17 protein-coding genes are annotated in these 14,077 nt (G+C 55.9%); 2 read left to right on the top strand and 15 right to left on the bottom strand.

Translation table 11 applies throughout. The features are described 5' to 3' along the window. Positions 1-10: 10 nt before the first annotated feature. From ACR3EH_RS21250 to ACR3EH_RS21180, 15 genes are all read right to left on the bottom strand, one after another. Positions 11-1,024, bottom strand: a complete 1,014-nt coding sequence (locus ACR3EH_RS21250; protein ID WP_152460675.1) for an ATPase, T2SS/T4P/T4SS family — start codon at positions 1,022-1,024, stop codon at positions 11-13. Positions 1,025-1,229: 205 nt separating this feature from the next. Beyond that, on the bottom strand, positions 1,230-2,063 hold the full coding sequence (locus ACR3EH_RS21245; RefSeq protein WP_170575215.1) for a TraB/TrbI/VirB10 family type IV secretion system protein: 834 nt from the start codon (positions 2,061-2,063) through the stop codon (positions 1,230-1,232). Positions 2,064-2,074: 11 nt separating this feature from the next. Then, a complete protein-coding gene (locus ACR3EH_RS21240) occupies positions 2,075-2,755 on the bottom strand; it encodes a hypothetical protein (protein ID WP_152460677.1) in 681 nt (226 codons plus the stop codon). Further along, positions 2,755-3,570: a TrbG/VirB9 family P-type conjugative transfer protein gene (locus tag ACR3EH_RS21235; RefSeq protein ID WP_152460678.1), complete on the bottom strand. Its 816-nt coding sequence runs from the start codon at positions 3,568-3,570 to the stop codon at positions 2,755-2,757. The genes ACR3EH_RS21240 and ACR3EH_RS21235 overlap by 1 nt, the downstream gene beginning before the upstream one ends. Next, a complete protein-coding gene (locus ACR3EH_RS21230) occupies positions 3,570-4,214 on the bottom strand; it encodes a VirB8 family type IV secretion system protein (protein ID WP_152460679.1) in 645 nt (214 codons plus the stop codon). Before ACR3EH_RS21230 ends, ACR3EH_RS21235 begins: the two co-directional genes overlap by 1 nt. 17 nt (positions 4,215-4,231) lie before the next feature. Continuing rightward, the gene (locus ACR3EH_RS21225; RefSeq protein WP_152460680.1) at positions 4,232-5,287 is read right to left on the bottom strand and encodes a TrbL/VirB6 family protein; all 1,056 of its coding nucleotides are present in this window, start codon (positions 5,285-5,287) and stop codon (positions 4,232-4,234) included. Beyond that, positions 5,284-5,784, bottom strand: coding sequence for a hypothetical protein (locus ACR3EH_RS21220; protein WP_152460681.1), 501 nt, complete (start codon positions 5,782-5,784; stop codon positions 5,284-5,286). The genes ACR3EH_RS21225 and ACR3EH_RS21220 overlap by 4 nt, the downstream gene beginning before the upstream one ends. Then, positions 5,781-6,527, bottom strand: coding sequence for a type IV secretion system protein (locus tag ACR3EH_RS21215; RefSeq protein ID WP_152460682.1), 747 nt, complete (start codon positions 6,525-6,527; stop codon positions 5,781-5,783). Before ACR3EH_RS21215 ends, ACR3EH_RS21220 begins: the two co-directional genes overlap by 4 nt. After that, positions 6,527-6,664 carry a hypothetical protein gene (locus tag ACR3EH_RS21210; RefSeq protein WP_170425207.1) on the bottom strand — a complete coding sequence of 46 codons (138 nt, stop codon included), beginning with the start codon at positions 6,662-6,664 and terminating at the stop codon, positions 6,527-6,529. The genes ACR3EH_RS21215 and ACR3EH_RS21210 overlap by 1 nt, the downstream gene beginning before the upstream one ends. Next, entirely contained in the window at positions 6,661-9,027 is a 2,367-nt protein-coding gene (locus ACR3EH_RS21205) for a VirB4 family type IV secretion/conjugal transfer ATPase (protein ID WP_171676712.1), read from the bottom strand. The genes ACR3EH_RS21210 and ACR3EH_RS21205 overlap by 4 nt, the downstream gene beginning before the upstream one ends. Beyond that, entirely contained in the window at positions 9,020-9,298 is a 279-nt protein-coding gene (locus ACR3EH_RS21200) for a VirB3 family type IV secretion system protein (RefSeq protein WP_170474365.1), read from the bottom strand. Before ACR3EH_RS21200 ends, ACR3EH_RS21205 begins: the two co-directional genes overlap by 8 nt. 3 nt (positions 9,299-9,301) lie before the next feature. Further along, positions 9,302-9,583, bottom strand: a complete 282-nt coding sequence (locus tag ACR3EH_RS21195; RefSeq protein WP_170474368.1) for a hypothetical protein — start codon at positions 9,581-9,583, stop codon at positions 9,302-9,304. Continuing rightward, positions 9,580-10,263 carry a lytic transglycosylase domain-containing protein gene (locus tag ACR3EH_RS21190; protein WP_367396996.1) on the bottom strand — a complete coding sequence of 228 codons (684 nt, stop codon included), beginning with the start codon at positions 10,261-10,263 and terminating at the stop codon, positions 9,580-9,582. Before ACR3EH_RS21190 ends, ACR3EH_RS21195 begins: the two co-directional genes overlap by 4 nt. A gap of 466 nt (positions 10,264-10,729) precedes the next feature. Beyond that, entirely contained in the window at positions 10,730-11,143 is a 414-nt protein-coding gene (locus tag ACR3EH_RS21185) for a thermonuclease family protein (protein WP_253762211.1), read from the bottom strand. 51 nt (positions 11,144-11,194) lie between these two features. Continuing rightward, positions 11,195-11,551 carry a hypothetical protein gene (locus ACR3EH_RS21180; protein WP_171676708.1) on the bottom strand — a complete coding sequence of 119 codons (357 nt, stop codon included), beginning with the start codon at positions 11,549-11,551 and terminating at the stop codon, positions 11,195-11,197. A 490-nt stretch (positions 11,552-12,041) separates the two neighbouring features. On the opposite strand from ACR3EH_RS21180, the gene ACR3EH_RS21175 reads away from it, so the two are divergent. Both ACR3EH_RS21175 and ACR3EH_RS21170 read left to right on the top strand, forming a co-directional pair. Further along, complete coding sequence (locus tag ACR3EH_RS21175; protein WP_171676706.1) at positions 12,042-12,428, top strand: hypothetical protein; 387 nt, start codon at positions 12,042-12,044, stop codon at positions 12,426-12,428. 369 nt (positions 12,429-12,797) lie between these two features. After that, a complete protein-coding gene (locus ACR3EH_RS21170; RefSeq protein ID WP_171676704.1) occupies positions 12,798-14,066 on the top strand; it encodes a helix-turn-helix domain-containing protein in 1,269 nt (422 codons plus the stop codon). Positions 14,067-14,077: the final 11 nt, after the last annotated feature.

Raw genomic sequence — 14,077 nt, 5'->3', positions numbered from 1 at the left:
TATTTCTCCTTCAGATAAGTTGATCAGCGGTCATCAGGGGTGGGAAGATCACTCCGTTGACCTTCCGTTCGTCACCGATTTTCTTCATGTGAACGATCATGTGAATGGTGGCCCGGATGTCATCGACCACTTCTGACTTTTGAACGGTCGGAGATCCGCGACGCACCATCTTGCTCATACGTCCAATGGCATCTACTGGTGAGTTGGCGTGCATGGTACAAACAGAACCATCGTGGCCGGTGTTCACCAGTTCCAGGAACATATTTGCGTCGTCGCCCCGAATTTCACCGCAGACGAGGCGGTCAGGCCGTAACCTCAGCGCCGATTCCAGCAGCTTTGTTGGTGATCGAGGGCCATCTTCTTCGGAACGGTCAGCAAGTAGATCGACAGAATTGGGTTGCTCGATGTCCAGCTCGGCCACTTCTTCAATCGTCACGATCCGTTCGCCAGGATCGACGCGCTTCAGCATTGCATTGAGAACAGTGGTTTTGCCAGACGAGGTGCCCCCGGCAATGATCACGTTCCATTTGCTTAGCATCGCAAGGTCGGCCAGCTCGTCAAAGTTCATTGTTCCGGCAGCGAGAGCAGCCCGAGCCTTTTCAAGCGCGCTGTGATCATTGTTTTCTGCCAACGCCGCCTCTTTGCTGGCGAAGCTGAACGCGCCCAGATCGACGGTTTTCACGCGGAGCAGGCGGATCGCCACGGACCCCACGCCGGTTGTTGCTGGCGGAATCACAACCTGCACCCGCGCTTTACCCTGCTGTGTCGGCACGTTGGCCGTCGCAATCGGCTTCTTTTCTCCGAATGTCACATCGCTGAATCCGGCCACGCAGCGCCCGATGTTTTCCACATCATCTCTGTTCAGAGTAATGTCTGTCCTGGTCATGTGTGTTGTGCCCATTTCTTCGACCCAGACCGATCCGTCAGGATTCACAGAAATTTCGCTCAGGCTTTCATCGTGCAACAGATGCTCGATCTTGCCTGTATAGTATTCCAGAAGGCTATTGCCGTTCCGCCCGCTCATGTTCTTGTCCTTGGTAGAGCACTTTTTTGAACACTGGAGGTTGCCTTCGCTGCATCTCGGCTTTGCCTCGAACACGAAGGCATCCACATAAGATTCATTGCTTCCAAAAAGTGCTGAATTTGCTTCAAAAAAGGCCGCTACCGCACTCGATCATGCTGGCAGCGGCCGGAAAGACTGCTGAGGCGGTCGGCTCATTGGCTCGCGCTCAGAAGCTATCGAACACAACGTCGCGCTGCAGGATGGCGTTGATGCGACTGCCCTGATCGACAAAGACTGTCGGAGTAATGCGCAGGTATTCATCAAGCGCCGCTGCCGTAGCGTTCTGCAGGTTAGACCCCACTTGCGTTGCCAGATCAGTGCGAACCGAGTTGTTGCTATCGTTGTCAGAGACCAGTGCCACCGGCGCAATGCCGATGATGGACAACAGCGCTGCAGTTCCGAACCGTTTCCCAAAGTGTGTGTTCACCCTGCCGGTCGCACCAGTCCGGCCTTGACCGTCCGTACCAGCCGATCCGACCTGAGTTGACAGGCCGTCAGGCGTGATGACACGGCTCCAAACGATCATGATGCGCGTTTGCGCCAATGTCGTGTCCGCTCGATACTCGCCAAAGAGCTTCGATCCGCGCGGCAGAAGCAAACGCGTGCCGTCCATCGAGTAGACGCCACGTGTAATCGTCGCCACGACACTGCCGGGCAACTCCGAGCTGACCGCGCCACCGAACACAGCCGACAAAACCGTGCCTTGCGTCAGGGTGCGCGACGGATCGTCAATGATCGAGGCCCCGACGATGGGGGGATATTCTTCGACCAGATTGTTTTGCCATGTCGTGTTTTGGTTTTCCTGATAGCCGCGTTGATCTTCAGGCAGGCGGGTGTCGTCTGGCTGGACTTGAACCGGCTGCGGCGCTGCAGGGAAGGGTTGGAAAATGACCGGCTGCGATCCACCATTGATCGGCTGGTAGTTTTGACCGGGTGCGTCCTGTGCCATCGCGCTTGAGGCCAACGTGACCAGGGCGAGGGTGAGTGCTGTTCTGTTCATCGTCAGCTCCATCAGTTTCTGCCGTATGGGTTTTCATCGAACACAATGCCGTCCGACTGGTTCTGCCGCTGGCGCATCTTCTTCAGTTCTTCGAGTCTGCGCCGCTCGTCATCGGTCAGACCTTGCGCCTGAAGGTGGCTTACGCTGGCAAGTGCCCGGGCCTCCGCATCTGCGATGGCCTGGGCAAGTTCCGTCTGGAACTTCTTCTCTCGCTCATCATATCTGACCTGAAGGCGTTCATTGGTCAGGTTCAGCGTTGCGATTTCACCGTCTTTTTCGGACAGCGAAACTTTGGCGTCCGTCAGCTCGTCTTGCAGATCGGAAATCCGACCGTTCTGTTGCTCGATAGTTTTCAAGGCTTGTTTCAGCCCTTCGGAATCGACCTGCGGCACTGTTGCCGGTGTTGCCACCTCAATTTCCTCGGGCAAAGCCTCTGGTTCCGGCTCATCGGCCTCTGGTCCCCGTGCGGTCAAAAGCCCGTATCGCTCGCCACCACCTTGTTGCAAAGCGTCAACGCGGACACCCGTGTTCGTGCTTTTGTTTTCATGGCCCATGACAAACCATACAAAGCCCAGGAACACCGCTCCTGCGATCGCAACGGTTATCAGCTTCTTTGGGTCGAACTTCTTCCGGACACGTTGCGACGGCTGTTCAGCCGCCGCCCGTGCCGCAATTGTCTGATTGCGATCCATTACTTGCTGCCCCCCGGTTTAACTGTCTGTGAAGTAACGGGCCTGCCCGTTGCACTCGCCTGCTGAAACGCGTCGCCATCGTTTCGTACACAGATCGAAGTGTCTTCGATGCGCAGTGTCCAAAGGTCGGAAAGGCCCTGCACCTGGATAATGCCGCGCTCTTTGACTGTGGTGTTCACCATCAGCTCGCGGCCATCAGGCAGGACACGGAAAATCCCCGGCAACTCCGCATCCTGCGGGATTTGCATATAGGTGTGAACGCCATCATCCCACACGGCGGTGGGCGCAAAGTCCGCTTTGCCCGAGCGCGAATAGTTCTGGTTCACAAACCGGCCAGTTGGCTTCGGCTCGCTCCGAGCGACTGTGCCGCGACGCGTTGTGGTCCCGCCGCTGTTGTTTTTGTTGTAGAACGTGACCCGAAATGGAACACGTTTGCGTTCGGCGGCGCTCTCGGCCGGAACCAGATAGAAGTTGTATGTCCCGCGATTGGTCAGGACGGTCAGGTTTGAATCCGAGTTCAGGATTTCTGGCTTGAACGCAATAACGCGACCTTCCTGCAGGCGGGTGATCTGAAAACTCTCAGTGTCGCCCGCGCCAATGCTGCGGACGGTCTCGCCCTGCGGAAAGTGAACATAGGTAATCAGGCGTTCACCTACAGTGATGCGGTACACCTGGTTCTCGACGTAATGGAAATGCGTGATGCGATGATCCGCATTCTTTCCGTCTGGCGTCGGTGTGATTTCAGCGAGCAGAGGCGTAGAGAATGCCAAAACTGCTGCGGCGGTGGCGGTGAGTGTTTTGAAAGAACGCTGCATCAGACCTTCCCTATGGCGTCTACGCGGTAGTTGGTGACGACGAAGCCGAACGGATTTTCCAGAAGCTCATCCATCGACGTCACGATTTTTTCCTCAAACCCGTAGGTCACAGTGACCACGTAGCGGGCTGAGGCCGTTGCTTGGTTTGGCACGATCAGGGACTTGCGGATCTCGACCTGCACCGTCTCATCGTTGACCGGCGAGACGCCCAGAATTTCGGTCTGCACCTTTGTCTTGGGCGTATAGATTTCGTCAGGATGGTTGTCGTTCGAACCGTCCCACAGTTCGCGGTAGGACGTTTCGGCCAGCTCATCAGAACGACGCAGCACCGATTTCAGGCGCTCGTTGTTGTCCTGGACATCATAGGTTTCCCGGTCGCGCACATAATTTGCGACTTCACGGAAGGCCATCGCCTCAGAAGGTTCCAGTTCTTCGACTTTTTCAGTCAGCAGGACCGGCAGTTTCGTGTCCGGATCAATGGAGAATGGCACCGCGCGGATTTCCTTCAGGGGAAGGAGCATCGCCCAGCCAATCATAGAGGCCACGCCCATTGCCATGCCGACCATGCCGAATACCTGCCATTTGAAGGCATCGCGGCGTGCGCCCAGAAAGAGTTCTTTTTCGTGATCTGTCACGTGTGACATTTGCTCTGTACCTCGATTTATGAAGATTTATTGGCGCGAGCTTGTCGAATGCTCTGCCGGTAACGGTCAGCGGCGTAGCTCTGACGAGCTGCCCCATCCTGATTTCGGGCTCTGTGCGCTATGTCCCGACGCGCTTGCATTGCGCGAGACGCGCTGTCACGAACGCCAGTCCCGTCACGTGCTGCGGAAGCCATAGCAGCGGCAGTTTTCCCACCGGCTACTGCACCCCTTGCGCCGTCGCTTGCAGTGCCCAATGCACTTCTTGCGGCTGCTGCAGCACCAGTTGCCACGGCAAGACCCGAGGATGCCGAAACGATTGCACCCGACATCCCGCCCGCGAGCGACGGGATCTGCGTGAGCATCACGATTGAAACAATGCAGATCGCCAAAAACCGGCCACTGGCCTCCATATTGTTCACATCCTCAACAGCGGTCAGTTCGGAGCTGAAAAGGGCCTGAATAAGAGAAACGATGCCTGTCAGAACGACGATGACCATGATCAGGCCAACAGTCGTTTTCGCCCAGGCTGCGAAGATATTGGCTGTTGCCGAGCTGAGCAGCGTTGCGATGAAAACAGGCGCTAGACCCAGCAGGACCGCTAGACCGCCTTTTGCGATCAGCGCCATGCCGGTGCCAAAAGCAACGATGACAGCCCCAACAACCCAGAGAATAGCCCCGGTGATGCTCAGACCCCAGGTTGCGTTTTCAATAGCCTGCTGGCCCATCAAGAAACACTGAAGCGCAATGTCATCGAGTGCTTCCCAGACATTTGTTGTGCCGGTCAGTTCTCCGGCAATCGTGTCTGGGAGGCTCGAAATGCCCTGATAAATGGGTTGAAAGAAGCTCCAGCTAGAAGCCATACCAATGATGATCGTCGCCCGAATGATCCAGCCGACATAGCCACCAAACCCGATTTCTCGGATTTGAAGCACACCGTTGATCAGCATTGCCACGAAGATCAGCGCGGCTATTGCCCAGAGGGCGGATGCTAGATCCGCCGCCAGGCTGTTGTATGCTTGCTGCGAGAAGTTATTTAGCGCAGCCTCAATCGAGCTGACGAAATCTTGGATCACGGCCCACAAGCCTCCTCAATTGCAGGGCGCAGAGCTTCCAGACGGGTCCGTTGCTCTTTTTTCAGCGCGGCAAGATTGTCGGACGGTTGGGTCCAAAACTCGTCTTGGTCAGCTCCGACCTTTTGGGCGGCGTCCTCACGGCTTAAACCGCCCAGCGGACATTCGGTGCTGAAGGTCTCGCCAGATTTGCGCAGAATGCATTGCTCGATGGTGGCCTCGTGCGCAGCGATGACCTGTTCATTCAGGATCACCACCGACCAGTTGGTCACAAGAGGCTGCTTGTCTGCGGATTGGCCCGCTTCGGCCATGCGCGCTTGATCGTTTTTGACGAATTGACGACCGTACTCACGCGCACCCGAGTACCCAAGGCACTTACGATATTCACCGAACGGCATATCGACCTTGGGTGATGGGCGCAGCTTCACCTGTGCCGATGCAGCCCCCGACATAACGGCGGCGGCTGCAATGGTCAGGATGAGAGTTGAGCGGAGTTTCATTGTGAGGTTCCTCGTACATAGTTGCTGAGTGTCGAAAGATCGGCAGCGGTTGCAGCCAGATCCGTGCCCGACGCCAGAGCATTAGCCGAGGTTGCGCGTAAGATTTCAATTTCAACCTGAAGGAGTTTAAGGAGAACCGCCGTGTTGTAGTCGATTGCATCCTTCAGATCTTCTTGCTGACCGATTTCACCGCGCAGCTTTTCTGCATCTTCGGAGAGCTGACCGGCCATGTCATAGCCATTCTCACCCAAGGCCGATGCCATCAAGCCAGCGCCACCTCGCTCCGAGAGAATGCGCCGGGCTGGCACGTCTGACGTACTGAATTCTTTAAGGATTCCATTGTTCAGCCCCAGGCTGATTGATCGGCGTTCCATCGCGAGTCCGGCGACGCCTGGAAGATCGCCAATCGTATCTTCGGTCGCGTTCAAGGCGTATCCAAGCGTGTCAGCTGCCGTTGCCAGTTTCAGAAAGCTGCGGCTGTTGAACTGGTCCAGATCCGTCAGACCACTGATGGTTTTGAGGGAGTTTTCGAGCAGTGCCCTCTGCTGCTCGAGCTTCTCATATTGTTGCATCAGCTGTTCGTATTGGCGGACCATTTCCGCGACTTCGCGGGCCGAATTGGCTGCGTCCTGTGCAATGGCCGTGGCGTCGATGGTCGGAACACCTTGGGCTGCCGTCATAACTGGCAGGGCGGCCAGAACCGAAACAGCAATGGTTGTGCGGAATTTCTTTGAAATATCCATCAGACAAACTCCAAGTTTTCAGGGGAGGTCATGCGCTCAAAGTCACAGGCGCATTTGCTGCGATAGCCCGAATAGGTGCTGGTGCAGGCCGAGACAGCGGCCAGAACTACAAGGGTGATGACAAGGCGGGCTTTCATGTGATTTCCTTCCAGAAGTTGGGGTTTTTTCGCCAGTCAGGATCAGGGAACGATTTTCCGTCTGATCCGCTCAGAACACGAAGAAGCGGGCCGAGCGCGCCGACATCGACATCGAGCCAAACACTCTCATCACCTTTCTTCATGAGCATTACGCGGTCGCCAAAATGCGCCCTCAGCGCGCCCAGCTCTGAATCGTTCAAGCCGATTGCCCGGTAGTCTGCTTCATTGCCGGATCGAGAGGGGAACAAGAGTTGCGTGCTGGTGTTTTCCAGGATCGACTTACTTGCCGCTGACGACAGGAGGTGATCGGGGATCTGCGTCATCATCATCATCATGACGTTCAGCTTCCGATACGTGGTGTAGGCATTTATGAGGATGCCAGCGCCATAAGGGTTGCCAGCAATTACCCATGCTTCATCAATCACAAAGACAGTGGGTATCTTGGTGGCGCAGCGGCGTTCAATCTGGCGCATGACGTAGCTGATCCATGCCAGCCGCACCAATTCGTCATCCAGAACCTCAGAAATATCGAACACAAGATGACGGTCGCCAGCAGCAAACGGATCTGAGCCACCCTCGCCAAACATCCAGGACAAGCGGCCTTCGCCCGCCCATTCACTTGCACGCTTGTACAGGTTCTTGTCATCGTCAAAGGCTCTGAACCGTTCCACCAGTGAATCGAAGTTCTGAAGCGCAGGCGGCAAAGTGGCATTGGCTTGGCAAGCCCTTGTGATTTCATCCTTCTGATCGGTGGTCAGTGGTTCGTCATAGCTCAACAGGGCAATGACCCAATTGGCGAGCCAGCTTTGCCCAGCCTCATCCGTCTCGGTCTGAAAAGGGTTCATGCCGGTTGGCTCACCAACTCGGACGCGGATGTACTGCGCACCGAGCGCCCGCATTGGAGCCTCCATTGCCCGGTCTTTGTCAAAAGCGATGATCCGCGCGCCCTGTGCAACCGCCATTGTTGCCAGCAGCATCGCGATCACAGTTTTACCCGAGCCGTTCGGTCCAAGAACGATCGTATGCCCGGAGGGCAGGTTTTCAGGGTCGTTACTGGTCTTGGGAAGGTGCAGCGAAACATCGTAGCTGTCCCCGTGTGTCGTCGGGAAAGTCGCCAATGGCCCCGGCCAAGGTAGCTTTTCCGCATCCAACCCTTTGGGGCGCATGTGGAACGCAACCATATCCGCAAAGTTCTGGTCCGTGATCAGTTCTTCACGGGCGCGGAACGCGAAATTGCCGGGGTGCTGTGCGAAGTACACGGCACGGGCCGACATCGCTTCGCGCTTCACCGTGCCACCCGAAATCTGGATTTCACCGATGATGTGTTTTTCGGCGGTTTTCAGATCTTCCTCGTTCCCAAACACGCAGATCGACAGGTGGTGCTTGCCGAGTGACATGGTGCCGGAGGCAATGCCGTCCGCCAGAATGGACAAATCCTCTTCAAGCGACTTTGCCTTGTCGCCTGCCGAGCGCATTTGTCCCGACTTGCGGCGTTCCATTTCCTGCGCCTGGGCGCGGCTGATCGGCAGGAAGGATTGCGAAATCACAACATCAACCGGCAGGTCCAGCCCGTCGAAAATGCCGGGGAACGAAACCATCGGGTAATTCTTCAGGGAATACACACGGATGGAGCGTTCCTGATCGTCGCCTGTGACCAGTTTGCCGGTCTTGCCCTGAAACAGCACATCCTCTTGCGGCATGTTGAAGGCGATGGGTTCTGCAATGTTTGTGTGAATGATCGGCTGATACCGACCGTTCAACAGCATTCCATAATAACCGAGCCAATGCCCCTCGCTGAGCTTCAGCCGGCGCACACGGGCCTCGCCCAGCGTGCCCGCCAGTGTTGTGAACACACCGTCGAGCTGTTCCATCATTTCTCGGCGTTCCTCGTCTATCGTTCCAGACGACATGCCGAACATCTGTTTTGCCCGCTCATCCTGCCGCTTTTGGAGAATGGCGCTGATGATGATCTTGCGTTCTTTCAGCTCTGCATCGACGGACGCTGAGCGCATGGCCTGCGCCACTGCACCGGCAAAACCGGTTGGATCTGTGATGACATGACCAGTCTCAGCCGGGACGGTCAGTCGATGGATATAAAAAGCCACCTCATTAGGTGTTGTGCGCAACACACGCTCAAACCGTTCGGCCAGGAACTCGAACTCGTTTTCGTCCAGCGTGTTTGCGTTGACACCGGTGATTTCCGCAGCGGCGATAAGACCACCGTTGCGTGTGGAAATGACCTCATCATCCACGACATAGCCATACGGCAACATCTGAAAGAGGCTCATTTCATCCTTGCGCCAGCTCGGCTCGATCAACGAGCGGGCAAGGGTCCACATGCCTCGGGCAGCAGGCTTAGGCACTATAGTAATCTCCCCCATGATGCTGGCGGTTTTTGGTGCGCGGAGTTTTGGAAAGGGTTACAGACAGGACGCGGAAGAAAGCCGGTTCCCATTCGTAAAAGAGGCGAAGCACGGTGTAGAAAGCAAAACCCGCAATGATTGCTGGCGCTATTCCGAACATGAAGAACGAAAGCATGGTCATCCCGAGGATCACCAGCAGATAGATCACGGGTAGGCCGCCCCATTCTGCGGGACGGCTTAGGCCGCGAAAGACGGTATTTCGGCGCGGCATCGATCAGGCTCCGATGAATGTATCGGCAAGGCCAATGACGGCACCCACAACAATCGCGACCACTGGACCCTTCAGCGAGCCCCAACCGAACACATAGGCAAGACAGCCCCAGATGAAGCCGACAGCGGCAAGGCTGACGCCAACAACCTTGGAGTCGGCCAGCGTTTCGTTGATAAAATCGCCAATGGCATCTTGCAGCCAGCCAGCGGAGGCGGGAGCTGCACTGACGATAATCATTGCCAGCGCGAAGAACGCGGTCTGTTGGATGAAGTGGGTTCTTTTCATGAGGAAGTGCTCACTTTGCTTAGGATGATCCGCACGTAGTTGCGGGTTTCGGTGAAGGGGGGGACGCCGCCGTATTCGACGACGCGGTGAGGCCCGGCGTTGTAGGCGGCAAGCGCCAGCTTCCAGGTTCCGAACTCGCGGTACTGCGCCGCCAAATAGCGGGCACCACCGTCGAGGTTTTCTGCAGGGTTCTTTGGGTTCACGCCCAGGTCTTTCGCCGTTCCGGGCATGAGCTGTGCGAAGCCATAGGCACCCTTGGGCGACAGAGCATCAGCCTGATACCGGCTTTCCTGCCAGACCAGCGCCATGAACAACTCTGCCGGAATGTCATGGCGTTCCGCCGCTGCGTGGATTTCTTTAACGATCCGCTCCTGCGACCAGCCGCCCGAGGATCTGCGAGGCCGCGGTGCCTTGCCCGCAATCTCGATCTTTTTCTGTGGCTTGGCCTTCGGAGCTTCCGGTTTTTCATCGAGAGTGTACTCGCGCATCCGGATTGGACAGACGATGCCATTAACGATTTCTGCCCGCGCACCGTTCAGATACACGCTGCCGTCCGGTTCGTATTCGATGACCTGTGCACTGGCATCCGTTCCCAAAGTCGCCGTCAAGAATGCCAACAACGGCCAAACGGCGTTGATCCGACATCTGTTTTCGGTGAAGCTTTTGATGGAGCTGGTCACTAATTTGTCCTCCAAATTAGGTCAGTAGTTTTTACATAATTACTATTATGGGGCGCGGCGTTGGGTCATCGGGGCAGCGGGTATTCAGGTGCCACGAAACAGCACTGTGCCCGTCACGGGCTTTGTAGAAAGCCAGCGTTTTGCTCGGATCAATCAGCCTGAAACTTTGGCCGAAGTGTTGGGATACCCTGCTCGCCTCGGTTGTCAGTCAGCGCTAAGCGGTCGGAGGTGCAGATACCTTGTCCAGGGTCGCACCCATTGACTCTGGCGCGGTGCTGTCCAATCTAGGATCGGCATCTGGGGTTACTGTTTTTACCATAGTACAGTTCTCTCTTGATGTTGGAGGAATGCCCGGATGGATTTGGGGCGTTTCTTGTCCTGTCGGTTGTTGGCGCAATCGACAGGACCGCTCACTGCTCGGTGGTTTTGTTCAGTTTTTCTTTAAGCCGTCGTTCAGTCCTTTCGTCTAACCGCACCAGGACCCGCGTTTTCCGCCCGCGTATGGGCGCGCGAGGCCTTCAGAAATCAGGATTGATCCAACCTCTTTTCCGCTGACACGCGCGGTCGCGAGGAGGCGGCCGTACCTGTCCATTTCCGGGTTAATTTCCAATTCCACCTGGCCGTTGGTTTGAATGATTTCCCTCAGGCGATCTTTGGCTCTCAGTCCCAAAGCTTTTTCGGCGTCGCATTGTGCGCGGAAGGTCTCAGGCGCATCAAACCCAACAAGCCGATACCGGTCGTCACCATGGTCGATCGTGTCGCCGTCAACGGCGATCACCTCAGATGCGCCAAGATTTTTTGTTTGCCTAGTTGGTTCAATCCAAACCGCAGCAATGAACAAAGACGTGAGTACAGCGCTGAGAAGCAAGAGCCGTCTCATGCGCGCAACCCAAAGACACAAGGCGGCAGCTCGTTCGCGCGTGGCCAGTCGTTAGGTTTTGGATTCCGCGTCCAGGGCTTGGGCTGCTTCGAGACCCTCCGGAGTGATCGACTCGATCGTATAATCCGACTTGACGCAGAGAATGCGCCCATCCCCAAATTCCTGGTGATGCTTAAAAAGCCCCGGCCAAAGATCGAACTCTCTGGGCTCAGCCCCCGCGCGTGAGATCTTCGACTTGCACAAGGCCCCGACATAATTCGGTGAGCTGTATATGCAGTGGTACTTAGGTCGTCCAAGGGAAGCGAGTCCGATAAATTCGTAGCGGCATGTAAAGGGAACCTGATCCTCTTTCAGGCCCCGGACCATCTCGATGGTTACCACAGTGTATTGTCTCTTGTTGTCCGCCATGACGACCCCTATGGGCCGTCTTCTACATCCAAAAGTTGTGGACTAAAACACAATCTACGTCAATATAAGAAAGTCAGCCAATATACGAAATTGGATTGTCAGAAATATATTGGCCGGATATTGCTTAAGCGATTCGCAAGCAGGAGAGACCATCTTGAAACACTCAAAATCCGGAAATCGAACTCGCGCGAAGGCCCTTGCAGTCGCACTCGCCACACTGCCGGCATCGCAGGCCAGTGCCTATCCAATTGACTGCGCGATATTTCTTTGTCTCGCCGGAGGTTGGCCCGCTTCACCCGATTGCACCGCAGCCAGGGCGGAATTCATTCGGCGCATCACACCCTATCCGGTCGAGCCCCCGCTCCAACTCTGGCGCTGTCCGATGAACGCGTCACACAACACCTCAGGTCGGGGTCCAGTGGAAAGGCTGGAAGCTATCAAGCGCACGAGTGCCAGCCCTATTCCAGAGCTTCCATCTGACGATACGACAGTGCCATTGCTGGTAGATGCTGCGATCTCGATAGAAGCAATCCAGGCATTTCATGGCCAGTCCGGCGATAGCTTTCAAGCCACACCGATCAGCGTCGATCTTTCCTCACCCGATTTCGACGTTGTGAGATCCATCAGGGTTTGGGATGTGCGTCACTACAGCTATCGCCGTCGGTCACGGGAGGGAGATTGCGAGCGTTCGCTTGATCTGGTCGTTGGTAGCTATGACGACAACGTAAGCTTTCAATGGTCCGATCAGGCTCCCGCGCCAATCCCAGCCTGGCTGCCCCTTGGCAATCGATGTGAGCCTCCCAGCACCTTTCGCGGTGTTGGTGTTGAGTGGACAGACATATTCGGGTTCAGCGATTACGAACTCATCCGATACTGACGTTGTTTGCCTGGTAGGTGAATGCATTGCCACTGCAGAAGTCAGTGAACGTGCCAGCCGCATTGGCAACGAGGCCGTCTGGGCCAGAGGAACACCCCAAACCCTAAAACAAAAAAACCCCCGCAAGGCGGGGCCTCAGCGGGGATCTTCTTAAGTCAAGTTTGATCACCTGATTTATAGGAAATTCCCAAAATTCTGACAAGGATAAACGCATCTGTGCGAACGGTTTTTCTCTGTCTTTTTGCTGAGGTTCGACGCGCCTTGCTTCCCCGATGAGAAGCAGACCATGAGACCGTTGAACCATACCGAATACCCTGCCCCGCGAAGCTGCGATGACAATTCCGGCCTTTTAAAAGCGAGGCCAAAGCCATGAGCTTTCGGCACATTTCATCTGCCAAACTTCAAAGTGCGCGACGCTACCACAACGGCCTTCCCGAAGGCTGGAACCGTGACAGGTTTCGGCAGCTCTGTGTATGCTATGCCCAGATCAGGGGCGCATCGGCCCAGTGTATTCGCACCTATGAGATAATAATCGACATGATCTCGCCATCTGCTTTTCGGGACCCGTCTCTGGAACCCTTTTGCTACGCGCGACAGGAAACACTCATTGCCGGGCGTGGATTGACAGATCGGACAATCCACAATCATGAACGCGAGCTGGAAGCCATTGGCCTGATCGAGCGCAGGCTCGGCGCTAATGGCGCGCGGTGTAAGCGCAAGGGGCTTGGCCTATTCCTGACCCCTGCCCTGAACCTCATTCCCGAGATGCGCGACGCAGAAGTGCGGAGCAAGGCCGAGAAGAAAGAGCATGATGCGTTGCGCGGTGATCGATCACGGCTTTATCGATATGTAAAGTGCAGCCTCGCAGTGCTTACTTCACTTCCCTGCCCTCCTGACGGCGTGGAAGACATGATGAAGGAATTTCGATCCTGGCCGCGCGCCGACAAGCTGAAATACATGTCGCTGGAGGCGCTTAGGCTACATGTTCAGGCGGCTCACGACCTTTGGAAGCGGATCGAAGATCATATCGCAAAACCCGGTGAAATTTCGGGTGAACCCGAAGCTGGTTTCGGGTCCCATATACAAGACCATATTGAAGAAAAAATTCTGTCCTGTAACGCCGATGGCGAAGTAACAATGTCCTCGGCTGAAGCCTCGGAACCAGATTGTTCTGGCTCTGGGCCTGACGGCCCTCCGAATTGCTTAGAAAGCAATCATCCGACGGATCTGATATCATGCAAGGCCCAAAACCTGCCTCGGGTGAACAATCACATCCTGTATGACCTGGCCTCACCTGAGCTGCGCATGCATATCGATATTGCCGGGGGTGGAGTTCAGAATTCCTCTCCGACACTCTATGCGATCGAGACCGGCGTTTGGTCCCGGCTTTCGGAAATCGGCACCAATATCTCCGCTTGGCATGCGGCAATCGAACGGTTGACCATCATGGGGGCAATCGTGGCTGGAGTGGTCACGGATGCGAGGCTGAGTGATCCGCGGCTGCCGCCCGTGGTTAATCCGGGCGGATATCTTCGCGGAATGGTTAAGGCGGATGAACGAGGTGAATTGAACCTGATTTCCAGTTTCATGGGGCTGTTGGCGCGAAGGGCGCGGGAGGAGGACGACGGGCTTCGCTAGGATACGAGATC

The organism is Ruegeria sp. BG7, assembly GCF_056535685.1.
Note: the sequence above shows the minus strand (reverse complement) of the source record. Positions and strands in the feature narration are given on the sequence as shown.